The organism is Vibrio sp. 947 (assembly GCF_033339115.1).
Classification (GTDB): domain Bacteria; phylum Pseudomonadota; class Gammaproteobacteria; order Enterobacterales; family Vibrionaceae; genus Vibrio; species Vibrio alginolyticus.
This window is the reverse complement of the sequence record NZ_JAWOTX010000010.1, coordinates 184,840-210,533: the sequence shown is the minus strand read 5'-3', so window position 1 is coordinate 210,533 and position 25,694 is coordinate 184,840. Positions and strand designations below refer to the sequence as shown.

At 42.9% G+C, this 25,694-nt stretch carries 22 protein-coding genes and 1 pseudogene; 6 read left to right on the top strand and 17 right to left on the bottom strand.

The annotated features are described in order from the left end of the window. Positions 1–106: 106 nt before the first annotated feature. Positions 107–340, bottom strand: a pseudogene (locus tag R7Q39_RS15005) (IS4 family transposase); the annotation flags it as partial. Here R7Q39_RS15005 and R7Q39_RS15000 point away from each other — a divergent pair. Further along, a complete protein-coding gene (locus R7Q39_RS15000) occupies positions 298–504 on the top strand; it encodes a hypothetical protein (RefSeq protein WP_318076416.1) in 207 nt (68 codons plus the stop codon). The pseudogene R7Q39_RS15005 and the gene R7Q39_RS15000 overlap by 43 nt on opposite strands. Positions 505–714: 210 nt before the next feature. Here R7Q39_RS15000 and R7Q39_RS14995 read toward each other — a convergent pair whose 3' ends face one another. After that, positions 715–1,134 (bottom strand): hypothetical protein, encoded by a 420-nt coding sequence (locus R7Q39_RS14995; RefSeq protein ID WP_225477426.1) that lies wholly within the window; start codon positions 1,132–1,134, stop codon positions 715–717. A 380-nt stretch (positions 1,135–1,514) separates the two neighbouring features. Further along, positions 1,515–1,667 carry a hypothetical protein gene (locus tag R7Q39_RS14990; protein ID WP_405522539.1) on the bottom strand — a complete coding sequence of 51 codons (153 nt, stop codon included), beginning with the start codon at positions 1,665–1,667 and terminating at the stop codon, positions 1,515–1,517. A gap of 218 nt (positions 1,668–1,885) precedes the next feature. Between R7Q39_RS14990 and R7Q39_RS14985 the strand changes: the two genes are divergently transcribed. Continuing rightward, positions 1,886–2,299 (top strand): type II toxin-antitoxin system HigA family antitoxin, encoded by a 414-nt coding sequence (locus R7Q39_RS14985; protein ID WP_225477428.1) that lies wholly within the window; start codon positions 1,886–1,888, stop codon positions 2,297–2,299. Positions 2,300–2,496: 197 nt separating this feature from the next. On the opposite strand, the gene R7Q39_RS14980 is transcribed toward R7Q39_RS14985, so the two are convergent. From R7Q39_RS14980 to R7Q39_RS14955, 6 genes are all read right to left on the bottom strand, one after another. Beyond that, positions 2,497–2,712: an MbcA/ParS/Xre antitoxin family protein gene (locus R7Q39_RS14980; RefSeq protein WP_318076413.1), complete on the bottom strand. Its 216-nt coding sequence runs from the start codon at positions 2,710–2,712 to the stop codon at positions 2,497–2,499. 418 nt (positions 2,713–3,130) lie between these two features. Further along, on the bottom strand, positions 3,131–6,166 hold the full coding sequence (locus R7Q39_RS14975) for a tyrosine-type recombinase/integrase (protein WP_225477432.1): 3,036 nt from the start codon (positions 6,164–6,166) through the stop codon (positions 3,131–3,133). Continuing rightward, complete coding sequence (locus tag R7Q39_RS14970; RefSeq protein ID WP_225481789.1) at positions 6,163–8,391, bottom strand: hypothetical protein; 2,229 nt, start codon at positions 8,389–8,391, stop codon at positions 6,163–6,165. Before R7Q39_RS14970 ends, R7Q39_RS14975 begins: the two co-directional genes overlap by 4 nt. Beyond that, positions 8,384–9,082 carry a hypothetical protein gene (locus tag R7Q39_RS14965; RefSeq protein WP_318076412.1) on the bottom strand — a complete coding sequence of 233 codons (699 nt, stop codon included), beginning with the start codon at positions 9,080–9,082 and terminating at the stop codon, positions 8,384–8,386. Before R7Q39_RS14965 ends, R7Q39_RS14970 begins: the two co-directional genes overlap by 8 nt. A 121-nt stretch (positions 9,083–9,203) precedes the next feature. Beyond that, positions 9,204–10,061 carry a sterol desaturase family protein gene (locus tag R7Q39_RS14960; RefSeq protein WP_005373167.1) on the bottom strand — a complete coding sequence of 286 codons (858 nt, stop codon included), beginning with the start codon at positions 10,059–10,061 and terminating at the stop codon, positions 9,204–9,206. 7 nt (positions 10,062–10,068) lie between these two features. Beyond that, complete coding sequence (locus tag R7Q39_RS14955) at positions 10,069–11,079, bottom strand: DUF2804 domain-containing protein (RefSeq protein WP_033906458.1); 1,011 nt, start codon at positions 11,077–11,079, stop codon at positions 10,069–10,071. 305 nt (positions 11,080–11,384) lie between these two features. Here R7Q39_RS14955 and gdhA point away from each other — a divergent pair, with 305 nt between their 5' ends. After that, positions 11,385–12,737: an NADP-specific glutamate dehydrogenase gene (gene gdhA / locus R7Q39_RS14950; protein WP_005373174.1), complete on the top strand. Its 1,353-nt coding sequence runs from the start codon at positions 11,385–11,387 to the stop codon at positions 12,735–12,737. Positions 12,738–12,813: 76 nt separating this feature from the next. Here the strand turns inward: gdhA and R7Q39_RS14945 are convergent, their stop codons facing one another. From R7Q39_RS14945 to R7Q39_RS14935, 3 genes are all read right to left on the bottom strand, one after another. After that, a complete protein-coding gene (locus R7Q39_RS14945; RefSeq protein WP_017820322.1) occupies positions 12,814–13,281 on the bottom strand; it encodes an OsmC family protein in 468 nt (155 codons plus the stop codon). Positions 13,282–13,380: 99 nt separating this feature from the next. Further along, positions 13,381–15,738 carry an ATP-binding protein gene (locus R7Q39_RS14940; protein ID WP_047101373.1) on the bottom strand — a complete coding sequence of 786 codons (2,358 nt, stop codon included), beginning with the start codon at positions 15,736–15,738 and terminating at the stop codon, positions 13,381–13,383. Then, a complete protein-coding gene (locus tag R7Q39_RS14935; RefSeq protein ID WP_017820324.1) occupies positions 15,731–16,699 on the bottom strand; it encodes a cytochrome-c peroxidase in 969 nt (322 codons plus the stop codon). The genes R7Q39_RS14940 and R7Q39_RS14935 overlap by 8 nt, the downstream gene beginning before the upstream one ends. A gap of 498 nt (positions 16,700–17,197) precedes the next feature. Between R7Q39_RS14935 and R7Q39_RS14930 the strand changes: the two genes are divergently transcribed. Both R7Q39_RS14930 and R7Q39_RS14925 read left to right on the top strand, forming a co-directional pair. Further along, positions 17,198–18,574 (top strand): NfeD family protein, encoded by a 1,377-nt coding sequence (locus tag R7Q39_RS14930; protein ID WP_042523608.1) that lies wholly within the window; start codon positions 17,198–17,200, stop codon positions 18,572–18,574. 10 nt (positions 18,575–18,584) lie between these two features. Beyond that, positions 18,585–19,367 carry a slipin family protein gene (locus R7Q39_RS14925; protein WP_005373196.1) on the top strand — a complete coding sequence of 261 codons (783 nt, stop codon included), beginning with the start codon at positions 18,585–18,587 and terminating at the stop codon, positions 19,365–19,367. A gap of 41 nt (positions 19,368–19,408) precedes the next feature. Here R7Q39_RS14925 and R7Q39_RS14920 read toward each other — a convergent pair whose 3' ends face one another. Beyond that, a complete protein-coding gene (locus R7Q39_RS14920) occupies positions 19,409–19,843 on the bottom strand; it encodes a globin (protein ID WP_031780773.1) in 435 nt (144 codons plus the stop codon). A 243-nt stretch (positions 19,844–20,086) separates the two neighbouring features. Here R7Q39_RS14920 and R7Q39_RS14915 point away from each other — a divergent pair, with 243 nt between their 5' ends. Beyond that, positions 20,087–20,743 carry an NAD(P)H-dependent oxidoreductase gene (locus R7Q39_RS14915; RefSeq protein WP_042523604.1) on the top strand — a complete coding sequence of 219 codons (657 nt, stop codon included), beginning with the start codon at positions 20,087–20,089 and terminating at the stop codon, positions 20,741–20,743. Between the two features lie 95 nt (positions 20,744–20,838). On the opposite strand, the gene choV is transcribed toward R7Q39_RS14915, so the two are convergent. The 4 genes from choV to betA all read right to left on the bottom strand — a co-directional run bounded on the left by choV (position 20,839) and on the right by betA (position 25,630). Continuing rightward, the gene (choV, locus tag R7Q39_RS14910; RefSeq protein WP_042523602.1) at positions 20,839–22,017 is read right to left on the bottom strand and encodes a choline ABC transporter ATP-binding protein; all 1,179 of its coding nucleotides are present in this window, start codon (positions 22,015–22,017) and stop codon (positions 20,839–20,841) included. Between the two features lie 2 nt (positions 22,018–22,019). Continuing rightward, on the bottom strand, positions 22,020–22,862 hold the full coding sequence (choW, locus tag R7Q39_RS14905) for a choline ABC transporter permease subunit (protein ID WP_005392552.1): 843 nt from the start codon (positions 22,860–22,862) through the stop codon (positions 22,020–22,022). A gap of 77 nt (positions 22,863–22,939) precedes the next feature. Beyond that, positions 22,940–23,878 carry a choline ABC transporter substrate-binding protein gene (locus tag R7Q39_RS14900; RefSeq protein WP_005382646.1) on the bottom strand — a complete coding sequence of 313 codons (939 nt, stop codon included), beginning with the start codon at positions 23,876–23,878 and terminating at the stop codon, positions 22,940–22,942. Positions 23,879–23,914: 36 nt separating this feature from the next. Then, the gene (gene betA, locus R7Q39_RS14895; protein WP_005373209.1) at positions 23,915–25,630 is read right to left on the bottom strand and encodes a choline dehydrogenase; all 1,716 of its coding nucleotides are present in this window, start codon (positions 25,628–25,630) and stop codon (positions 23,915–23,917) included. Between the last annotated feature and the right edge of the window lie 64 nt (positions 25,631–25,694).

Sequence of the window (25,694 nt, the reverse complement as noted above, 5' to 3'; positions counted from 1 at the left end):
TCAGTATTATTTTCATGGTGCGTAGCATGATCCTGATTTCATTGAAAATCAAGCATCTTCAATGATCACGGGTATAAGTGCATATTTATAGGCTGGACCTTAAGCATCAAGTTTTTTCATAGATGCCATCTAAGGTCCTGTCTTTCTTCGATTTTCTCTGTGGTGATTTTCGAGCGTTCCTTGGTATATACCTCAGCGCCCAAACCAGCTTCTCATCTATTTCCAACCAAGATTGATGCAGATAAGCCTCCAGTATCGGTAGCAACCAGACATCAACATTCTTCTCGGCTTTATACAATGAGACTTATGGCAAGCATTGGCATGCCAAGCTTCGACCGACTCGCCAAATTTCGTCGTATGTCGGAACTTTTTGTCCGAGTCGGATTCTGTTCTCCCAAAATAGATCCCAAACTTCAGCGCAGTCGAACCCTGAATACTGACTCATGGTTTAGTCTTTACTTCAACACTGCACAAAATGACGATGTGCCCGTTCCTATCACATAATCATCCAGTTCTAACGAAGTAGCTGACTCGATGGGGAATTTCTCCAACAAAAATCCTCGCGAACTGACAGCCCGATCTTCGTATCTAGTATCAAATTCCAACTCAAACTTCTGAATATCATCAGTTTAATATACATCAGATTACTTATTTTGGAATTTGGATTGTCTATGCGAAAGTACAGCCCATAGTCAGTGCAAGCGATGAGCTCAATTACTGACCAACAGTGATCTTTCCATTTGACAGCTCATCTAATGGCTCGTAGGGCTCGAGTTCGAACTCCGCTCTTAATAAGACGATTTTATCGTAATAGGCTTTTACCAGTTCCTGATCCACCTGAAGCTTTTCAAACTCTATCGTTTTTTCCCTGTAGTCAGGCGATGTTTTCTCAGGCAAATATTCAAGGTAGTAACGGTCACAGTCTTTCATGTCGCTATAACTTTCTAAGTCCACCGCTGACATACAAGCAGCAAAAACATTTTGTGCTTCGCGGTCGGCTACACCTTGAATTGCTGATGTACCCGTTTTTTTCAGATAGCTTTGGTATAGCTTAGCTCCAAAGAATCCCCCAGTAGGAATGGTAATTGCTCCAATTAGTACCCACGTAATTTTCTCTTTAAAAATGTCTAACACTCATTTTCCCTTTTTGATTTTTGATTTTTGATTTTTGATTTTTGATAAAATGTCATTACTTGCAGTAATTCTCATAAATTCAATTTAAAGATGGGGTCAATATTTGAATATTCAATAACTCATTCTAAATATAGGGTTTTCGTGCTTTCTAAAGATAGGCCACGTTGCTCTGTATCCATTTCTTGAACAATCATCTGAGACACTATGTCAGCTTCCTGTGTTAAGATTTCTTGTTCAGTGACACATAATTACGCTCTAACACTTGCAGTAGGAAACACTCAGTGTGGCTCGGTAAGCCATCATTCTCACCATTTCAAAGCTACTTCTAACTCATTTGCGCTCTTCAATATTCATGTACGTTTTTCCTTCACATTACTAAGTTAAAAAATGACTGGTTTATGAACAGAGAGTAATTGCAGTGTTTTCTGTCTGGTTAATTTTTTGCGAAAAGTCTCTCGACCTGATAAATCGTGGCCGACAAGATGAAAAACATGTTTTGCTAAGTCGATACCGATAATATGTGTGTTAAGCATGATGGTCACCTTTTCCCTTTCCTCAATACTATCGAGTTTAGTGGATAGGAGGGGCGTACCATCCAATTAATGAGTCAGAAGAGATGCCACTGACTTGTGATTACTGTTGCGCGACTTATTAGGAGGAAGATTGCCCTTTGGTTATGTTTACAAATTGTAAACTGGTACGCATACATATACTATATTCTGTATGTGCTCATCTAAAGGGTGAATGGATTGTGGATATTAAGTCGCTTAAAGAATTATCTATTGAGATTAACTCGAAAATGCCGTGGTTGGCTGGGATTAGATCTGAACAACAATATCATGAATTGATAGAGTTAATGGATGAACTGGTAACGGATTACGATGCCAACAAAACGCTGATTGATTTATTGTTTCCTGTTATTGAACGCTACGAAGATAAGTCGGCGTTATTTCAAAAATTTAATGACCACATAGACTCGCTAGATAAAGGCAGAGCTATGTTGTCAGTAATAATTGATCAATATGGTTTAAAACTGAGCGATTTGCCGGAGATTGGCGGTAAATCCTTAGTGTCGCTAATTTTAAAAGGTGAAAGAAAATTGACAGTTAGTCATATACAAGCATTGTCTAGGCGTTTTGACATCCCCAAGTACATGTTTATCTAATGTTCTTGTTCTAGAGCAGTTTTACTGTAGCTAAACACATTTCGAGAAAAAAGTGTTTTCAGTACATTTATGCAAGAGACCCTTGTACAAGTTTGTCCCAATAGCTTGTTACACACTTTGCTAAATTAGAAAATAGAGGATTACCATAGGGGCTCTTAGGCAAAGTGGTGACCGGAGGTATTTGACCACTAAGAATTCTATGAATAATCCCCATCTTTAATTTTATTCAGTGTCATTAAAACTAATTTCAAATCGCCTTTTTGAACAACTTCTACTGGGGTTAAGCCTCCTAAAGCAGGAATGTGTGATGCTAACCACTTAATCCCCAACTCTTCTGAGCAAAAAACATCTCTGAGTTCAGATTTTAGATAGAAAAATTTCGTAAGAACTTTTTCTATCTCATCAGCTTGCATATCATCAACCAACAATTCTATTGGAAACTGTTTTTACTCACAATCCACTTCTCGCTAAAAGTGGTACTAGATATTTATAGCACAACACGTTGCTCAACTATACATCTGGTTTACTCTGAAGTCAGCGATGGGGCTGCTGAGGAAGAAGCTTCACAGAACAACGCTTCATACGACTTCAGGTCGCACGGGTATAAACGCTTTTGAAAAGGCAGTTTACCGATGAGATCTCAGCCATTTTAGTATGAGACTTTATTACTCTCCCACAGTAACGTTACCAATTCGACAACTTTCTTGAAAAATAGCCGGAATGGGTGTCCAGGGATTCCCGGAATCGGTGGCTGATTGCTCCGAAATACGTAGCAGTGGATTCACATTGTTGCTCCATCGTTTTATTAATATTTGCGGCAAAAATTAAACTTTATGCTTTTCTAACCATGACAAAAGTAAAAAATAAAATATATACAAGTAGATGTGATGAATATTTACTCAGCTCGTTGTTAGCGGTCATTGTTTCTTCATCAGGACTAATAAGCTCAAGCCTGACCGAACCATGGCCTGTTCGCCCCGTTGTTGTCCCCGCTTCTCCCACGATGGTCTTTATTCCTGCGTAGGCTGCTTTCCATTCTTTCTGTAATCGACTAGATCGCATGTACAGAGTCACCACCCGCCAATGCGCTTTGGGGATCGCAAAGGAAAACGCATCAATAAAACTCGAAAGTAGTTCAGGTTGATTAAAGGTCACACCCGATTGACTGGCGGTACAATGAGTTAAGAAGTATTGCATCTGTTCGGTGAACTGTTGTTGATGATGCTTGTAGTGATTACGCAGCTTAGCATTGAATTTACGCACATACTCTTTTTCTTTGTTGGTTTTCAATCTCCCAGGTACCAGACTATGTTGCCGAATAGTAGAGAACAGACGGCTTTGCCCCACGTTATTCCCCGTGGGGTTGGCTGATAGGGATTTTAGGTATTCCGCGTTATCAACCCACTGCTCAACAATGCTTGATGAGATACGATATTCAAGCGCCAATCTATCAACCGATTGACCACTGGCAATAGCATCAAGTACTTGATAGCACAACTCAATTGAAAAACTCTCCGCTTTGTGATCCAAGAGACTTGGATAGCATTGCTCATTTTGGTCAGGTGACGCTGATACCAGCTGAACATTGAGCTTTTTGTATAGCGGGGCTGCCGCGTGAGCCAACAACACTTGTTCATTGTTACGCTTGCGCATTTTCCAGTAGCGGTCGTGAGATAGCAAACCGCACTGGGTTGCTTCGTGCAGCGATAGTGATCGTAGATAATCGGCTTTATGGGGTGAAGCGAGTAAATCACTGAAATGAAAATAATGGCTGAACGTCATCTCCGGATCTTCGTGGCCAGCAAAGGCTGCAATTTCCCAATATCCCTTTAATGAGGTTCCTTTAAATAGCAACTGTTGGATATCGGCACTTTGCTTTTGATCATATGGGTATGCATAGGGCAAAATTTCATATGCATTTTCAAGCTCTAACATCAGTTGTAAGCGGCTTAAACATGAGTGTCTCAAGTGGTGGAACACCCAATGCTCCTGCCCCGATGCGATCTTCAGAAAGCTTCCCACGTAATTCGACACCGCTTTAAGATTAAAGGGGGCATTGGGATCCTCTCCAAGAGTGAAAAGTGGGGAAGACTGAGATTTTGATAAGGTTCTTTTTTGTCGTAAGTATTGATTAAAAATTTCTTTCTCTTGCTCCAGTAAAAGAGGAAGCACAGGCACTCTACGCAAACTGCTCGCGGTTTTGTTATTGGCGAATTGGTTCGGACGCACTTCTACCCAAATCTGATCACAATGGCTAATATTGCCCATTTGCAATTTGTATAACTCAGCAATTCTTAACCCACACCGATAGGACATAATGCAGATACACTGCAACGCTAATCGATCGAGCACATTGATATCGTCAAGTGTTTGAATATGCTTGATCAGCGCACCAAAAACGTGTTCATCAATAAAACCTGCACGTGTGTGCTTTTGAGTACTGTCGCAGTGAAAGAAATCGTCACTGAGTCTTGGAAGGTTTAGGAATGAAAAGGTGTAACGATGAAAATCTTTTAACCGAGCCGCAAAGTTCTTGCGTGACTTTGGACTCTTATGCCGATTAATTTGTTCTTCATAGATTTCTTCTAAAGCTCCCTCGTTCAACGTATTGTCTATGGTGAATTCAGTATTCATAAACACCCAATCTTTGATAAGCGTTGTCCGGTAACTATTGACGGTTGAGGACGTGCAAGTCTCAAGCTTGAACCTAAGCCAATTGACAAAGCAGGCTTGCCAATCAGACATAGAATAGGAGTCAACCAGTACAGACAAGTCTTCAGCAAGTTTTTGCGCGCTGATTTTCTGTCCTTGCGTTGTCTTAAACGGTATCGACACCAATTCATAGAATTCCGAATCTTTAATACGGGGAGCGTTTGTTATTTTTGTTGATGTTTCCCTGCCTTTCGGTAAGGAAATAGGATCATTAAAATCATAGAATGAAGATGACTGAGGCATATTGAGAGTAGGCGACAGTACTTGCTTTAAGTTGGACAGTGGAAGTGAATAAGATCGCGTTCGCCCCATTCGGAACTCAATAAGTGCTTGGCTGATTGTGACATTGTAATGACGTTCATACCAACTCGCCGCCGCTCGACAAAATGTTGCCAAATTTGATGGTAACTTATCTACCTGACTGAAATGGCTAGTGAGTATTGCGTATATTCCTCGCGCTGTTTCTGGCGCAGACCATTCCGAAAGATCCGTCGTTTGCCAAAGGTTGAGTTGGGCCAGTGTATGTAGTGACAGGTAGCAGTGATATTGAGTGACACGTTCACCATCAATTTCTGCGTTGGTATTAAGGTTCTCATTGTCCAGAAGCAGAGTTAGGTAGGTGTAACAACTGACCCTTTGCAGAGACAGAGGCTGCTGGCTGATAATTGCATGATGAAAAGCATTGACCACATCAATACTCATTTGACCTGACTCAAAGATCAACGAGAGCATCAAGCTTTGGTAGCGAAGTGAAGCATCCTGTAGATCGACATTAAGGTGCGTATCCCTCCATGTCGCATATTGGTCATATATAGCCCAGGAAGATACTAACCATTTTTTATCACGTGTTTGGGTTGGTGGACGATTGGTGATAATCGTTGATGGTGGAGAGTATGGCCAGCCATGCTTTTTTTTGTTGGCATTAACACGATACTCACCATATTTAAATCCTTGTCGGAAGTCTTTCTGCGGGCCGAACACGTTTAATAGTGACTGTTCAAACTGCTCCCAACCTTGAATAAACACCTCTTCACTGATTATGCTTTCTGGAGAAGGAAACGCCTCGTCAAATAGCTTGTCCGCTTTTTGCTTTACCTTTTCGATATGCTCAAGGCGACTTTTTTCTCTCCGTAATTCACCGGTCAGGAATGTCATACTTCCTCCTCGCCTAACAGCATACAAAGGTGCGATTGCAAGTCGTTGGAGATGGTTGTGAGCTGGTGCCGATTGAGTTGGCTGAACTGGCTAAAAGGCAGTATTTCTGCGTATTGATGCCCCAGCCATGCGGCGATCAGTTCATCATGAACACCGATTGAATACAGATATGATCGTAGGTAGTGTCGTGTCCAGTTGGGAGGAAGCGGAAGAATACTGTCGATGTGCTCCGCATAAGACGACGGGGTGGTTTCTTCTACCCCATTTCTGCCAATATAAAAACAAAACGCTCGCTCACCACCACGGGCTTCCATATAAGCCTGAGCGAGTTTAGGTTTAAAACGACTGTGATACAGCTCGGCTTCTTCACAAAACTGGAGATATTGCTTTAACTTTGTAAGCGCAATGGGCGGCAGAATAACCACTCGACCACCAGAACTTTTTCCACGCTCTTTGTCCGCTATTCGATATTCACCTGTAGATATATGAATATCGTTCAATGATCCGAACCAATCGTTCACGGGGCGGTATCCACTGGCAAGACCTAAAATGATCTGAAGCTCTAAAACGCGCATATTGTGGTAAGTGGCACTAAAGCAGTCTTCTTTATCATTGTCCATTGAGCTGAAAAAATCGGTTAGTTTTTCGAACAACCACTGCAGATATTCAGTTTGCAGAAAAAACGGGGAACCAAGCACACCTTGTGACGTGAACTTCTCCAAATCAACTAAATAGTTTGACTGGCTGAGCTCTGACAGGTAATCACAATACTGATAGTAACACTTCAAAAATTCGTTAGTGTTAATGGCGGTATAATACCGGGCGGGTTCATTTTGCGGATCGTGCGCACTGATGAGCTCCGCAATACAAACATCAGTTTTTTGCGCAATCATGGTTTGCTTCATAAAGTTCGCTAACGATGATGAAGTAACCGATAAGTGATACTTTTTCTTTATATTCGATAATACCGTTTTGACGTCCAAACCAGTAGAGGCATAAAAATTGAAATTATTGAGTGAAGAGACGAGGTTAAATGGCAGTGGGAGCACATAACTGACTTCAAAGTCCTTGGCTAGAAACCTTAATTGTTTGTCCAGCTTCTTAGCGGAAGGCAAATTGAAGCGGCGCTTAATACCAATGATATGGCGAGAACCATCAGAACGAGCACTTTTCCATTGGTTTATCTCATCCAAAGTGTTGCCAGTATAAATCATCAGCAACATGACCGTTGCTGCCGCCACCTGCTTGTAATCACTATTGTCACGTAAAATAGAGATACACTCACTCATGACACAGCGAATATCATATTCACTTACTTGGTTAATACTACACGTCAGCGACATCTTATTTTTTACAATCCGGCTATTAATCGCTCGGGCTCGCATCGCATTTTGATACTTATCCCGCTGCACAAAGTTTTTCGATGAAATTAGTGATAAAGAACGCTCTGGCTGCCCTTGATCCTCACTTTGCCAACCGGAGCCATTTATTTTTGAAGACAGTTCAATCACGGTTGCGTGATGCTCGTTTTCACTCTCATCAAATGGTTGCGCTTTTGAGATTGTCAGATTACGGCCTTGTTTGAATTCACGCGCACCGATCTTACGGTTAATCCCTACTCTGTTATTGTAACTATCTCGAAAGGGATTACGATAATAGCCAAGTCGCCTAACTTGCTGTTTATCAATGTTGGTATCTGATTCGATTTGCTGATCAAAATACTCAATCAATGATTGAAAATCATGCTGTTCCGGTGCTGGTAAAAGAGGAACCAGTCGTTGACGATTTCCGGTCGCATACTGTCTGATCTCATTGCATAACCTCTTTATTTTATCACGGTGGTCGCCAGGTACAGCTATGCTTAACTTCATAACGACAATCAATGTTAGAGCTTTATAGAAATCAAACTTGTTTTGATCATACGAGAGAAGCGTGAGGGTTGACGAAATAAATGCTGCGATATCAAGTTTGCTGATTAGCTTGCGATTATGCAGAGTTTGATGAATGGTTGAGAGTGATACTGTGCTATGCACTTTTCGAAAGTGTTTGGCTTGGGAAATTAACCACTGGATTTCAATAAATTCTTCTCGGAAAGAGTGTGGTAATATATCAATCAACCTTAGCACTTCGGTCGCAATGGTACTCTGATTTTCAGGTGACCCATAAAATAATTCGTCGATTAAACTGCGACGATTTTGTTCACTTTTTTCGCCGTTGTTATTCATTCCCAAAACGCTCCTTCATTTGTTCAAATAACGCAGGTTTAGCTTGAAATTTTTGCGGCGGTTTGGGGTTGTACTTCGATTGTTTTTTTAATCCAGACACGCTCATATTGGTTAACTCAGCGAATTGTTTTTGAGTAAGGTGATCAGTCCCAAAGTAATCACTTAACAAATGAGATGGCGTGTGAATATTGATATGTTGTCGCATGATTTCGAGCGACTGATTTTCTACAGATGAGAGTAAAACTCGTAGCACACTTCTCCAAGCTAAATCCGAAATCTGCCTGGATTGAAGATCACTTTCAATCAAGATCACGGCATCATCAAGATTAAAATGTTGCAACGAAAAACTGAAAAATTCGAAGCCAGAAATCAGTTCAAGTTGGTCTGGTTTTGATAAAACAGCGCGGTAAATTTGATCACATTGAATCGCATTAATTGCTTCCAAACCTACCTGAACTTTATCGAACTTAAACACCATTGAATGAAAAAAATTGAAGGCATCGAGAGCCTCTGGGTGAACTCGAGTGGATAAGTTTTTCTTCTTAGATTTTGCTAATAACGTTGCCACTTCATACCTAATATCTAAAATAAAGGTACCAAAAGTGTCTTGTTCACAACTATGAATTGGTACCATAGTTAACTTTAATATGGCATTAAATGGTGTAAATGTAAATTGAAAAATCCGACTCAAGACATTATTTAATAAGGCTTTTATTGTTAAACCACGATATATTTTTCACTAGTGTTACATCCTTCCAAGCTGATGATGCGGGTTCGATTCCCGCTGCCCGCTCCAATCTCTTTATCTCAATTTACTCATAAAAATCCGATGGCGGAGCGAACAAACGGCGGCAGCGTTGTTTCCATGATAAGTTTGGTCGAGTTACGTCATAAAACATGTCTTTCCATTCTGCAAACGTCACGCGGATGGGATTAAAGCTGTTTACAGGTTTAGAAACCCCATACCGAACCGTTTCCACCTCTGGTTCAAACGTTCCGAACATTCGATCCCAAATAATTAATACACCCGCATAATTTTTGTCGATGTACTGACGGTTCACACCATGATGAACGCGATGGTGAGACGGCGTGTTAAATACCCACTCTAGTGGCCCGAGCGAACGAATTGATTGGGTGTGAACAAAAAACTGTAAGCCCAGATTAAACAACACAACGAAGACAACCCATTTTGGCTCAAAACCAATAATCACCAAGGGCAACCAAAAAATCCACATCCCCGCTAGCGGATACATTAAACTTTGACGAAAGGCGGTACTGAAGTTCATTCTTTCCGAACTGTGATGAACAACGTGCGCGGCCCACATCCAACGAATACGATGGCTAGCCCGATGAAACCAGTAATAGAAAAAATCTTGCAGGACAACAAGTAAAAGAAAAGCTGAGACGCTCATTTCGATATCAAACAAACGCCAATCAAACCACCACAAATACAACTGAGCAATCAGTAAACCCGTGAGTATGTCTGTCGCTTGGTGTAAGCCCGCAAGAACAAAATTACACGCTACTTCAGGGAAGTAATACGTCGCGCTTTCAGGCAAGCGTCCTCTTCTTTGTCCGAACCAATATTCGGCAAGCATGCAGAAAAAGAAAACTGGAGCCAGAATCATCAGAAGTAATTCTGGGCGGTCCATCAACTGCGTCCAATCCATTGTGTTTCTACCATTTTGCATAGTGATCTTCAGTAAGACCCATAACTTCTTCTAACTGATGTTTGATGCCATTTCCATCGATAATATAGCCAGAGAAATAACCGATGTACTGACGAAAGTTACTTTTGAGAAGCCAAAAATTTTTCTTCTCTGAGCGTCGATTCAAAGGCGTGAACTGTAAGTTAACTCGTTTATCTTCAGACGTAATATGCCACTTTTGCCCTTCATCACTTCGTGAAAACTGAAACTGCACAGGTTGCAAAAAGTGACGCTGACCATTAATCCACAATACATTTTCGCAATAGCCAGTTTCATTAACGCCAGCTGCCAAGTTCAACCCCAGACGCCTGTCATCCTCAAAGCAATTGATACTCGCCCAGCGCCAACTTGTTTCTCGCCGCATGTACCCAGCGGAAAAATCGTAACCAGCAGCCACCTCTGAAAGATCTTGCTCTTTTCCTAATATGAACAAGTTACCGTCTACTGCTAACGCATTGTGCTTCTGAGTATATGTCCAACCCGCATATCCTGTTGGCGTACACAACATTAATGGCAAACTCATATTTTCTGGACGTAAATAGAGATCCGCATTGACTGACTCTGTCACAAAGTGGACGTGCCAAATACCATCCTTAATAGAAAACTGAACTCTTTTGTTAGCAAGATGGGCAAGACTGCACCAACTGGAAGGCTGAGTTTGATAACCTATATTAAAAGGTTTCAACCATTGTTGCTCAATCAACTTATTCTTTTTAATATCAAACAGGTAGCAAAAGCCGGATGCTAAATACCGTATATCAGCAATCGCTACTCCAATGACGTAATTAGGTGTGACCAAATTGACGAACTGAAACTGCTTATAATCGCGGTAACGGCGCCACTTAGATACCGGCTTATCCATCTCATCGAGGTAGGTAAATTTATCTAGCTGTAACGATGTTGGAATTCCATCAAGGTGGCCAAACGCTGGTAGGCCATTCTGCTGAATAAACGAGTTCAGAACCTTAAGCTCATCCATATAGTTGTCTTTTCACAAGTTATCACACACACAAACTTTAACATGACGTTAACATAAACAATTTGCGTAACTGCACAACAACATCGACTAAAGTGATTTCTGCTTGTTATATGTGAAACTGATCACTCAACCACCCGCTTACTTAGCTAGCCCTACCTATCTCAACCAACACAGCCTGGGTTAGAAGCTGCACATTCTCATCCGCAGGAAAGACCACTACAACCATTGAATCTTGGTCAAAATCACTATTTAATGGAAATACATTCATATAGACTGATTGCTTATTCACATCAAGGAAGAAATCTATGTCATACATACACGATACTATTGTTGCGTTGCAACACAGTAGCCCTGCGCAAAAAGAATTTTACCAAGCGGTAGAAGAAGTATTAACTTCTCTCGCGCCGGTAATAGAAGGCAATAATAAATATAAGGAACAAGCGATTATCCAGAGGATCGTCGAGCCAGAACGTCAAATCATGTTTCGAGTTCCTTGGGTTGATGATGCTGGAAATGTACAAGTAAACAAAGGTTATCGAGTTGAATTCAACTCTGCTTTGGGGCCGTACAAAGGAGGATTGAGATTCCATCACTCAGTCAATGCGAGCATCATAAAATTTCTCGGCTTTGAGCAAATTTTTAAAAACGCACTGACTGGCCTTCCTATCGGTGGCGGCAAAGGCGGTTCAAACTTCGATCCTAAAGGAAAATCCGACGGCGAGATCATGCGATTTTGCCAATCATTTATGAACGAGTTGTACCGTCACATCGGTCCTACCACCGATGTGCCCGCAGGCGATATCGGTGTCGGGGCGCGCGAAATTGGCTATATGTTTGGTCAATACAAACGATTGACGGGCCGCTACGAAGGTGTGCTTACAGGCAAGAGTCTGCTTTGGGGTGGCTCACTCGCCAGAAAAGAAGCGACAGGATATGGCGCCGTCTATTTTGCAGAGTGCATGCTCAACGACCGCAACGATTCATTGAAAGGGAAAACTTGTCTCGTTTCTGGTGCTGGCAACGTGGCTATCTACGCCATTGAAAAACTGTACCATATGGGAGCAACGCCAGTTACATGCAGCGACTCTCGAGGTACGATCTATCATGAGCACGGTATTGATCTTAAGCTCCTAAAACAACTGAAAGAAGTGAAAAGAGCAAGCTTAGAAGAATATTTAGAAACTTACCCTGAAGCAGAATACACACCAGAGGGCGACTATCCTAATGAAGGACATGCTGTTTGGCGATATCAGGCTGATGCTGCCTTCCCTTGTGCGACTCAAAATGAATTAACGTCAGACGACGCACTGGCTCTTATCGAAAACGGATGTATTTTGATTAGTGAAGGGGCGAACATGCCAACCACCCGTGATGCTGCCAATATTATCGTGGACTCGGACATAGCTTATGGGCCTGCAAAAGCAGCCAATGCAGGCGGCGTTGCAACCAGTCAACTTGAAATGGCGCAAAACGCCAGCATGCAAAACTGGACGTTTGAACAAGTGGATAGTCAGTTGCAAACCATCATGAAAAATATTTTCATCAATGCAAACGAAACCAGTAAAGAGTTTGGCCAACCTGGAAATTTAGTTTTAGGCGCCAACATTGCAGGCTTTAGAAAAGTCGCTGATGCAATGATTGAGCAAGGTGTCGTCTAGATGAACGAGCCAGCAGGATGACTGCTGGCTTAATATAACTCCGCAATAGGCCGCGCTTTTTGATAAAGAGCTCCACTTAATTCGCAATAAGCGTTGTCACTTCTGTTTTAACGGAGTTGGCGATAAAGCAATTCTCATGGGCCATGTGGTGCAGTTTTTCTAATTGAGATGGTGTCGGTTGTTTTTCACCTGAAAATGTTATCTTAGGGTTTAACGTTACCTTTGATACCCACTCTTTTCCGTTTTCGCCTTTTTCAAGCTCCCCTACCGCTTCATCGAAGTAACTGTCCACAACATAACGTCGCTTTGCTGCAATAGACAGGAAAACGAGCATATGACAACTAGAAAGTGCCGCGACAAACGCTTCTTCTGGATCAACATTTTCTTCTACGGATAGTGGTAATGGTACTACGTGGGGAGATGGAGATGCTGGGACTTGCAACCCTCCATCAAATTGCCAAATGTGTGCCCTACTATACTTATTATCACTAAACTCTTCGCCAGCTTTACGATGCCATTTGATTAAAGCGGAATGCTTACTCATTCTAACTCCCTGATTTTCCGACGACGAATCAACACTATCCGTCCTTGCCACAGTAAACCACAACAAAATGAGTTAAGGAAAGCATCGCACTCACAGGGACTATAAAATCTGTTGAGGATCGGCATTGTTCTTCTGGATATCATCCAAAAGTCTATGAGACTGATGGATGTTGACCTGTAACCGATTGATCAGCATCTGCAACTGCTCAATCTCGGGACTTTGGTTGGCTTTAAGTTGAGTTTCCAGGGCCTCCGTTTGGCTCGCCAAAATAGGTAAACTTAGGTTCAGTGCCATCCCTTTCGTTTTGTGCAACGTCAGCTCTAATGAAGCAAAGTCTTCAGCCATAAAGTATTCAATAAGCTCATCAACAGATGTCTCAAAATCGACAATAATGCTTTTTAGCAGCTCGTCGAGCGCTTCTGGCTCATCTCGTAAAGAAGCAAACATGCCTGAGTGGGAGAGTTCTTCCTCTGTTAACCTTAAGTTCTCAATTGGCTTACGTTGCAACTGAAGCACATTGCTGTCATTCGTTAGTGGCGGATTCCGTTTCGGTTCGAGTCTGGCTGCAAACTGTTTGAGAGCGTCTGAAAAGCTCTCATGCTGTAGCGGTTTTGTAAGCACATGGTCTGCTCCTGCTTCAATAAAGCTATCGTGAGCTTCACGAAATACGTCTGCCGTGTACGCAAAGAGTAATGTCTTGATACCTAACTCTTGTCGGATAACGCGTGTCGCCTCAACACCATTCATCTCGGGCATGTGGTTGTCCATCAAGATCAGGTCGTACTCGTTCTCTTTCGCCTTTTTAACCGCGATTAATCCATTTTCTGCAACATCCACTTCATGCCCAAGCTTTTCGCAAAACCCTTTTGCCACAATGGCATTCACACGGTTATCATCAGCAAGTAGTATCTTTAAATGGTGTGATTTTGCGCGAGGTTTCGGTGCTTCTTGCTGCTTTTTCGGAGCAGATTCTACCCAAGGAATCGGCAACTCAACGATAAATTGACTTCCAACGCCTTCTATACTCTTCAGAGTAATATGGCCACCCATCAAATCGGTTAGTTTTTTGACGATGGCTAACCCAAGCCCTGTTCCGCCGAACCTTCGAGTCGTTGATGAGTCTGCTTGCTCAAACGAGTTAAAAATATGCTCGTGCTTGTCTGGCGCAATACCAATACCGGTGTCGCTCACGCACATGACCAACAACTGATTCGATTCATCTAACTCGGTTCTAACCAGCACATGCCCTTCATTGGTAAACTTCACCGCGTTACCGGCGAGATTAAATAAGATCTGTCGTAAACGCGCACAATCCCCAGTAAATTCAGTATATTCAGAAACCTCGTTTTCCAAGATTAGCTCGATATTTTTTTCATCAACAAGTGGTTTTATTGCGCTACACACCGGAGAAAGCACTTGATCGAGCTTAAACTTAGCTTGCTCAAATTCCAGTTTGTTTTCTTCAACTTTAGAAAAATCCAAAATATCGTTGAGGATAGTCATCAGATGCTGGCCAGAGTCAAGAATAACCCTAATGTGCTCTTTCGTCGTCGGCTCTTTGGTCTCTTCTGCAATCATTTGAGAAAGCCCTAGTACGCCATTCATCGGCGTTCTTAGTTCGTGACTCATTGCAGCAAGAAAATTTGATTTCGCTTTTGCCGCTCGCTCGGCTTTGTTTCTCGCCTCTTCAATTTCAAGATTCAACTGTTTTAAGTTATGCATTCGGTGATGTGACTGATAAACAAACGCGCTAACTAGAAACATCACCGCGATAAATACAAACAACCACGTAAAACGCGCCTCACTTTGAGCAATATTGAGTAACCGATGCTCTGAGCTTTCGACAAACTCAATATAAGTGTGATCAAGCAGTTCATTCGTCAGCAATTCAATTCTTTTATCACTCGTTTGAAGCCGTTTAAGGAAGTTCGCTTCTTTTTCACTCTCAACTTCAGTTTGTGTTAGAAGCAACTGGTTGAGAAATTCAAAATAACGACTGCCACCCAATGATTGACCGCTCTCGGTAGAAACCTCTTGCTGATATAAATTGAACAACATGAGTAATGCATACCGATTTTCTACCTGAACACCAATTAACATATCAAGCTTCAACGTTGTTTGAAGCACTCGCTCCTTAAACTGTTCAAGCGTATCCCTAACTTTTATACGATTGGGTGTCACGGGAAACCAAACTGATGCCTTTGATGATTCCAACAGTGCCTGTGCTGCGATTTCTATCTCTACTAAAGATGTTGTTAACTCATAGTTTTTCCTATCTTCAACGGCATATCGGTTCACGATAACATCACGCTCTTCAATCAACTCATGTCCGATATTCATTAGCCCTGCATGAAATTCTTGAGCGTTTTTTGAATTCATATACGACATATACGCCAGTGTGCAGCACGTCAGTATCCCAATAAAAAAGCAAAAGTTGATCAGTTTGAATTTATTCATTTTCCAACACCTCTAAAATTATGGGTCTAGGTGCTGTCAACGACTGCAAGAATGCTTCAATGTCCGCGACATTCTCATCGTTCATCGTTATACCGAGCTGGGTTTTAGCCATGATTTGTATCGCGTCGGATAACTTATCGACTTGCCCATTATGAAAATAAGGACTCGTTAGCGCGACATTGCGTAAACTGGCTACTCTAAAATAGAATCGCTCTTCATCTTCTATCGTAACGAGTTGCCTGCCCGAGTCCTCTACTACTGGCTTATCCTTGAAATAGGCGAACCTTTGGATCATCGCTCCGCCGATATTTTTGCCCTGATGACACTGCACACAACCTGAAGTCTGAAATGTTTTCCAACCTCTGATTTGCTGTTCACTCAGTACATGCGTGTAACCCAATAAGTAAGCATCGAATGGTGCGCCAGGCGTCTGCAGCCCTTCAACAAACTCCACAATAGCGGACTTGATATTATGAACGTTAATCGGCAATTCACCGTCACGATTAAATAGAGCTTGATAATGTTCACTCTCTTTTACATATTGCTCTATTGTTTGCCAGTTTGAGTCCATTTCCATTGGATTATGGATTGGACCATCAATCTGAGCCATCAAGGTGTTTTCCGTACCATCCCATAAAAAACGATAATTTAACGCTGCATTAAACACTGTTATAGAATTTCTAATTCCATCACCTTTCACCCCCGTAGAGACAGGTGTATTTTCAGCGCCATTGGTTTGCAGATTGTGGCATGTCGCACAGCTGACATTACCATTTGACGATAATTGAGGATCGCGGAAGAGATGCCAGCCAATTCTCGCTAGCTTAATATCCACATTAGGATCACCCTGTATGGGCTGAACTAGGGAGATATCACCTAACATCTTCGCGTTTCTTGCGGTTGTTGTTTGGCTCAAAATGAGTGTTACAACAGCTAGTGCGATTGCGCTGAATTGCCTCATCAACTACATACCTTAAACTTGTCATTGATATGAATTTAGTTGCATTTTGGCGTTTTTTCCACCGACAGGAAGTTGAAAAAACGAGTTAAGTATTGCTTTGTTTAAGGCTTTGGTTGAAGAGGGAGTAATAAGGCGAATAGGAAGAAACCTATCGCCTTATGAGTAGCTAACGTATTGAAATCTGAGTTTAGTGTAGAAAAGCCAAAAACCGTTGAAACCAAGTCACCTCTCCATAGGAGATCAGATCGAAAATAGTAAAGAAAACGGCACAGATAACGGCCAACTTAATCAAACGCTGAACAATAAACATAAACATCACAATTACCAATAATTTGCTTTAGTTTACTATCTCACACAGCGTTTATATATAAAAAAGTAGTCTCCTAATTAGCCTCGGCAACTTATTCATTAGAACCTATACTCAAGCATCTCTAAGTTATTTGGATATACTTGAATTAGGATTTCAAAAAGTCCCTGTGACCACACAAGGAGGACTGCATGAAACGACTATGGATATGGTTCTTACCTTTACTCTTGATTGCCAGTCAAGCACTGGCGAATACCGTTTGGATTGTTCCTGTCAAAGGCGCTATAGGGCCTGCTACTAGCGACTATTTATCTCGTGAAATAGAAGAAGCTCAACTAAACGGTGTCAGTTTAGTGATCTTAGAGATGGACACACCAGGCGGCTTAGATAGCGCAATGCGAGATATTATTCACGCGATTACCACCTCCTCGACTCCCATTGCGACTTGGGTCGGCCCATCTGGTTCTAGAGCCGCCAGTGCCGGAACATACATCTTGCTCGCTAGTCACGTAGCCGCCATGGCTGAAGCGACAAACCTCGGAGCTGCAACGCCCGTCGCGTTAGGTGGTGCGCCTCAACCTCCTTCATCGGATGATGGCAAAGATCAAAACGCGGAAGAAACGCCAGAAGGAACCAACGAAAGCTCAGAAAAAGTTCCCGCTAAAACCGCAATGGAGAAAAAGGTAATTAACGACGCCAAAGCCTACATTAAAGGCTTAGCAAAACTTCATGGACGAAATGCAGAATGGGCAGAGAAAGCAGTAAGCGAGGCGGCGAGCTTGGATGCAACAGAAGCATTAGAATTAAACGTGATCGATTACATCGCCAATTCGCCAGAGGACTTAGTCAAAGCCATAGATGGGCAAACTGTTAAAGTAAACAATCGCACTGTGACATTGTCACTTGAAAATCCAACATGGGTTGAAAGAACGCCAGATTGGCGAGCAGAAATGTTAGCCGTTATCACCAATCCAAACGTTGCCTACATTCTAATGCTCATCGGCATCTACGGTTTACTTCTTGAATTTTACAACCCAGGAATTGGCTTACCCGGTGTGCTAGGTGGGATTTGTCTGCTTCTTGCCATGTACGCACTACAAATGATGCCTGTCAACTACGCAGGTCTTGGTCTGCTGTTACTCGGTATTGCACTAATGATAGCGGAAGCATTCAGTCCGAGCTTTGGTATTTTGGGGTTAGGCGGCGTTGTCGCCTTTGTACTCGGTTCGATATTTCTCATGGACAGTGAGTTACCAGGGTTCCAGATCGCCCTTCCTTTGATTTTTGGTATTGCCATATTTTCCGTAGCTCTAATCGTGCTGACCGTCGGCCTGCTGCTCAAAATTCGCCGCCGGCGTGTAACGACGGGTTTAGAGACTTACCCTGGGAAGGTCGCTGTGGTAAGCGATGACTTTATCGATGGCGAAGGACGCGTTCAACTCAACGGTGCGTTATGGCGAGCTAAAGCCAAAGACCATCAACAATTCAAACAAGGTGATCACGTCACCATTGTTAATGTTAAAGGGCTGACCTTAACTGTGATGCCTGATGACCGCCAAAATAAATAGGAGGCGCTTTATGATGCTCTATACCGTTGCGGTGATCGTGGTGCTGCTGTTCGCACTAGCGACCCAAATGTTCAAGGTTTTGAGAGAATACGAACGTGGGGTTGTGTTCTTTCTTGGTCGATTTCAAGAAGTCAAAGGACCTGGTTTGATCATCCTTATCCCATTTATTCAGCAAATGGTGAGGGTTGATTTACGTACTGTCGTTTTGGATGTGCCGACACAAGATTTAATTACCAAAGATAACGTTTCTGTGCGCGTCAACGCGGTCGTTTATTTTCGCGTAGTCGATCCTCAAATGGCGATTAACAATATTGAAAGCTACAGCGATGCTACCAGCCAGCTAGCACAAACCACGCTGCGCTCGGTATTGGGTCAGCATGAACTCGATGAATTGCTATCAGAGCGAGAACGCCTCAATAAGGATTTACAATCCATTCTCGATCAACAGACTGATGACTGGGGAATCAAGATTGCTACGGTTGAAGTCAAACATGTTGATTTAAATGACAGCATGGTCAGAGCCCTAGCCCGTCAGGCAGAAGCAGAACGTAACCGTAGGGCGAAGATCATTCACGCTACTGGTGAGTTAGAGGCTTCAAATAAATTAAAAGAAGCAGCGCAAATGCTCAACGAAGCACCGAATGCACTGCAATTACGTTACATGCAGACACTCACTGAAATCACTACAGACAAAACATCCACTATTATTTTTCCAATGCCGATCAATCTTGTCGAAGCTGTCAGTGATATCGCCGAAGCGGTGAAAAAGAATAAAGAGACACAAGATAAGTAAGATTTTGCCCCTAGGAAGTAACGACCGCTCACGTTACTTCCTTATTTGGTACTCGCTTTAAGGATGTGCCCATCTTCTTTATCACATTCTTGTTTCATTACTTCTAAGCCCGTTTTAAAGCATGTTCGCCAAGCGGTTTCAACATCGGCATCGTACCCAGAATCACACTGTCGAACCGTTTCTAACAAACTCTCAAGCCAAACATCAAAATCCTGCGGCTCTATACCAATTTCGGCACTTGCATGCTTTTTCCCATACTTTTCCACCATTTTGTGCGCTTCGGTCGAGGTATCTGCCATCATAAAAAACACGATAGACCCTCTAAGCATTCTCACTTGTTGGTGCATGTCTATACCGTCAAACTTCTGTCTAAAGTTGGCGCTTTTCGACCATAAATTTTTGTAGAACAAGTCGAAAAACTCCTGATCTGAAGTACAACGTTCATAGCTATCATTAAAAACTTCAATCACGTTCATGTTGCTTTCCCCTACGCCTCAATATGAGTTTAATTTAATATCAAATAAAAGCTTCCAAATAAGGACTTTTAAGTTTCAAATCGATCAACTCACATCGATTTTCAACAAAAAGTAAAAAGTGATTTAAATAAACACCCTCTTATCAATGAAAAAATATCCATTATCATGAACCCATATTCGAGGTACGCATGGTTGTCGATGCTAGTGCATCCTCATCTGTCATCACATAAAGAGGATATAAACGTGTCCCATCAAATCATTACCGATCTAAATAACCGTTACACTGCAAAAAAATATGATGAAACCAAGCGCGTTTCTCAAGAAGACATGGCGATAATCAAAGAAGCACTGCGTTTGTCGGCGTCTTCTATCAACTCACAACCATGGAAATTCATCGTTATTGAAAGTGATGAAGCGAAGCAACGTTTCCACAATACGTTTGCAAATATGCACCAGTTTAACCAACCACACGCGAAAGCCGCATCACATACGATTCTGTTTGCTTACGATCCTAAATTTACTAAAGAGAAATTTGCGAAACGTGTGGATGCAGAAGTAACATCTGGCCACTTGCCAGCGGAGATGTACAACAACTTTATGGGTGCTTACGCTTTTGCAGATGCAAATACGGACGAAAATGGCTTCAACGGAAACTGGACAAAAGCACAAGTCTATTTGGCACTAGGCAACCTACTACACACATTGGCACGACTAGGCATTGATTCAACACCGATGGAAGGTGTCGATCCGGCTCTGATTGGAGAAGAGTTTAAAGAAGAGCTCGAGGGCCATATTTGTGAAGTTGCACTGGCGATTGGCTACCATAAAGATGGGGAAGATTATAATCATGGTCTTCCAAAAGCGCGCCTTGCAATGGATGATGTAATTACGACTCTATAGTCGACCATTGTCTTAGCTTAGCGACTTAAATCATTGTTTAAACAAAAAAAGCCGCATTAATGTGCGGCTCTTTTTTACTTGGTTCTGCGTCAACTTTACGCAACTTGCTCTGACTTAAAATTACCAAGCAATGCATCGTAAAGCTCATTGTCGCTTAACACACCAACCAGCTTATTATCTTCAACCATAAGCAGAGGCTGATTGCTACGCTGTTTAAGTTCAATCGCTTCTCGCATACTGATTTCTGGGCTAACCTGAACCAGAGAGTTTTCATTAACTTCGTCAAGGTTCGAAGAGTCGCTCTTCCATTGAATCAACGATTTATCTTTATCCGCTAAACTTAACCCCTTGCTCTCTTGTATCACCCAAATATCTTTATCAGGGCAAATCAGAACACGCGTATCTTCGCGAACCAAATCGTCACGCATTAAGGAACGTCCCTTCAGCACATTTAATGGATTAGTGTGAGCAACAAAGTCCGCCACATAATCGTTTTCTGGAGCAAGAATGATCTGTTCTGGCTTGCCATGTTGAATCAGCTTTCCTGATTCCATAATGGCGATGTTGTTGCCGATTTTAAGCGCCTCATCCAAGTCGTGACTCACAAAAAGAATGGTTTTGTTTAGCTTTTCTTGAAGCAGAATCAATTCATCTTGAAGCTGAGCACGAATCAATGGGTCAAGCGCTGAAAACGGCTCATCCATTAACAAGATATCTGTGTCCATCGCGAACGCTCGCGCTAAGCCAACACGCTGCTGCATACCACCAGAGAGCTCGTGCGGGAATTTCGTTTCCCACTCAGACAAACCGACCATTTCGAGCTGTTCACGCGCTTTTTTACGGCGCTCAGCTTTACCAATGCCTTGCATCTCTAGACCAAACGCTACATTGTCTAACACCGTTAACCATGGCATCAATGCAAACTTCTGAAACACCATGGACACGCGGTGCGTACGAAGGTGGCGCAGCTTCTGTTCGTCACAGTTAGAGAGCTCAACCATATCGTCGCCATCTTTGATTTTCAGAGAGCCACGAGAAATATCGTTCAATCCGTTAACCGTTCGCAGCAAACTTGATTTACCCGAGCCCGAAAGCCCCATCAAGACACAGATCTCACCCTGTTTCACGTTCAGCGAAACATTATCAACCCCAACCACTTGGCCAGTTTCATCAATGATTTCTTGTCGAGACTTCCCTTGATCTAGTAGTGCTAGCGCCTGTGCTTGTTGCTGACCAAAAACGACATCAAGATTTTTAATAGTAATAGCGTCCATGATTATGCCTCCTTCTGGTTTGGTGCTTTACACAAGCGATCAAGAATGATGGCAACGAGTACAATCGCTAAACCCGCTTCAAAACCTTGTGAAATGTTTACCGTATTCAGTGCACGTACGACTGGCTTACCAAGCCCATCAGCACCAACAAGCGCCGCAATGACAACCATAGACAAAGACAACATAATACATTGCGTAACGCCAGCCATAATACTTGGCAATGCCGCAGGTAACTCCACCTTAAACAGTAGCTTCATGCGGCTGGCACCAAATGCTTTACCCGCTTCAAGTAGCTCCTCCGGCACTTTAATAATGCCGAGGTACGTCAATCGAATTGGCGCAGCGATAGCGAAAATGATGGTCGAGATTAGACCAGGGACAATACCTAAGCCAAACAGAACCAAGGTTGGAATTAGGTAAACGAATGTCGGTACGGTCTGCATCAAATCGAGTATTGGCCGCAACAAGGTGTATAACCAAGGACGGTGCGCCGCCATAATGCCCAACGGCACGCCAATTAATACGGAAATCGTTGTCGCTGCAAACACAAGGACAAAGGTTTCCAGCATTTCTTGCCAGTAACCAAGGTTGAGAATTGCGAGTAAGGCCAACACGATAAATACGACAAGAGGAATGCTGCGATGTAAGAACCAAGCAATTGCCGCCGTCATAATGATTGGCGCTGCAGGTGGCATCCATTTAAAAATGTCCACCACGAAAAGAATGATCGTTTCAAGTGTAATAGAGATTGCATCGAAAAAACCCGATGCATTGATGGTTAACCAATCGACGCCAGTTTCCATCCATTGGCCCAACGGTAGTTTGTTGTCCGTAATAAAATTCAAAATAAAACCTTTGTGTTAATGAAGCGGGCAAAACTCTGCCCACTTTCTTTTAAAAAAACGAGCTCAAATACTGCTTATTAAGCGTTTGTTTTTAAGTAGTTTGTAATAGCTGTTAGCGCATCTTGGCCATCTACCGTTTTCACGCCCTCTAGCCACGCTTCAATTTGCTCTTGGTTTGCATTCAACCATGCTTGCGCTGCTTTTGATGGCTTCTGTTTCTGGTTAAGAATCGCTTCCATCAGTTCATTTTCCATTTCTAGGTTAAACTCTAGATTTTTCACTAGCTGACCTACATTTGGACACTCAGCGAGGTAATTTTTACGTACGTTTGTGTAGACGTTCGCGCCGCCGTAGTTAGGACCGAAGAAGTCATCGCCACCCGCTAGATATTCCATTTCAACGTTACTATTCATTGGGTGCGGCGCCCAACCTAGGTACACAATCCATTGATTGCGGCGTGCGGCACGTGATACTTGAGACACCATGCCAGCTTCACTGGATTCAACTAGGCTGAAATCTTTTAGGCCGAATGCGTTGCTATCAATCATTGACTGAATTAAGCGGTTGCCATCGTTTCCTGGTTCAATGCCGTAAATGCGGTCTTTAAATTTGTCGGCATGTTTTACTAGGTCAGCGAAGTTGGTTACGCCTGCGTCATAAACGTATTTTGGAACCGCTAGCGTGTACTTTGCGCCAACGAGGTTCGCGCGTACGGTTTCAACAGTACCTGCATCACGGTATTTCGCGATATCACCTTCCATCGTTGGCATCCAGTTACCTAGGAAAATGTCGATATCGCCATTAGCCATAGAGGAGTAAGTTACAGGCACAGACAGAAGATCGGTCTTCGTTTTGTACCCCAACCCTTTAAGTAACTCTGATGTAACGGCAGTGGTCGCTGTGATGTCAGTCCAACCTACATCTGCGAAACGAACCGTTTCACATTGGTTGGCGTAAGCGCCTGTTGCTAAAGTACTTAGTGCAATTGTTGAGAAGATTTTTGTCATCTTAGACATGTTGAATTCCTTGTAATGATTACTGACTTTTTCATTTTATGAGATCGAATCGAGATCTCTTTTTGGCGGATGCATTCGTTGCATCTCTTGCCAGTCCGGTGCAATCCAAACTGGTACGTTGTTCGACGTTTCTAGGGCGTTATCCAAAATCATATCCGCGGCGCGTTCTGCCACCATAATCGTTGGCGCATTTAAATTACCGTTCGGAATGGTTGGGAAAATAGAAGAGTCCACCACACGCAAGCCTTGAATACCGCGTACTTGGCATCGCTCATTTAAGACGGCTAATGGGTCATTATCTGCGCCCATTTTGCAGGTACAAGATGGATGGTAAGCACTCTCGACGTTTTGCTTCACCCATTCATCAATCTGTTCATCCGTTGTGATGTTCAGACCGGGTTGGATCTCATCCCCACGAAACTCATCCATGGCTGGCTGATTGAGGATCTCGCGAGTAAGGCGAATACAATCACGCCAATCCTGCTTATCTTGTTCAGTGGAAATGTAGTTAAACTCAATCTTCGGCTTATCATTCGGATTCGCAGAGACAACTTCAACCGACCCGCGACTTTCTGGCTTGTTAGGTCCAACGTGCACTTGGAAACCATGACCATCAAAAGCAGCTTGCCCGTCATAGCGCATTGCCGCTGGCAAGAAGTGATATTGAATATTTGGCCACTTTAGTCCTTCACGAGAGCGGATAAACGCACACGATTCAAAGTGGTTAGTAGCCCCTAGGCCTTTGCGAGTTAATATCCACTCAGTGCCAATCAAGCCCTTGCTCACCAAGCCTAATTTGCTGTTGAGCGTGATAGGTTGCTTACAATGATATTGGAAGTACACTTCTAAGTGATCTTGCAGGTTTTTACCTACCCCTTCCAACGAGTGTTTCACCTCAATGCCCGCTTTTTCTAATACTGCCTTAGGGCCAATGCCTGAAAGCTGCAACAGCTGAACGGAGCCAACCGAACCCGCACTCGAAATCACTTCATTATTCGCAAAACATTGCTGAATTGAACCTGACTTTTCAAATTCAACGCCTACCGCTTTCTTACCTTCTGCACCAGTTTCTTCTAATAAAACTCGATGAACCGTCACCCTCTTCATTAGGGTGAAGTTTTTGCGTTTTTTAGCGCGGCTTAAGTATGCATTAGAGGTCGAAGCGCGTACGCCTTTGTCGACGGTCATATGCATTGGGCCAAAGCCCTCTTGCTGATAACCGTTGTAATCTTTTGTTTCTGGGTAGCCAGCTTCTTTGCCTGCATCAATAAAAGCTTGGTACAGTGGATTGAGCTTCATATCGTTGCCGTTACATGTGCCGACTGGACCGTGATCGCCCCGATATTCATCAGCACCACCAATCCAAGACTCTGCTTTACGGAAATAAGGCAAACACGACTGATAATTCCAGCCTTTCGCGCCTTCCTCTTCCCACTGGTCAAAGTCACAAGCGTGTCCGCGAACGTAAACCATGCCGTTGATAGATGAGCTACCGCCCAGAACTTTTCCGCGAGGACAATGAAGTTGGCGACCATCCAACCCTTGCTCTTCAACCGTCTCAAACTGCCACGCGTATTTTTCAGTGTTCATCGGGTAAGAAAGCGCTGTTGGCATTTGGATAAAAATACTTTTATCCGACCCACCCGCTTCGAGTAATAGGACCGAATTTTGACCACTTTCACTTAAGCGATCCGCTAACACACAGCCGGCCGAACCCGCACCGACGATGATGTAATCGTAGTGTTGTTGCATTTTTAATCTCCTAGGAGTTAATACTAATCACCCTAGATAAGTGAACGAAATTAGCGTAGGAAAA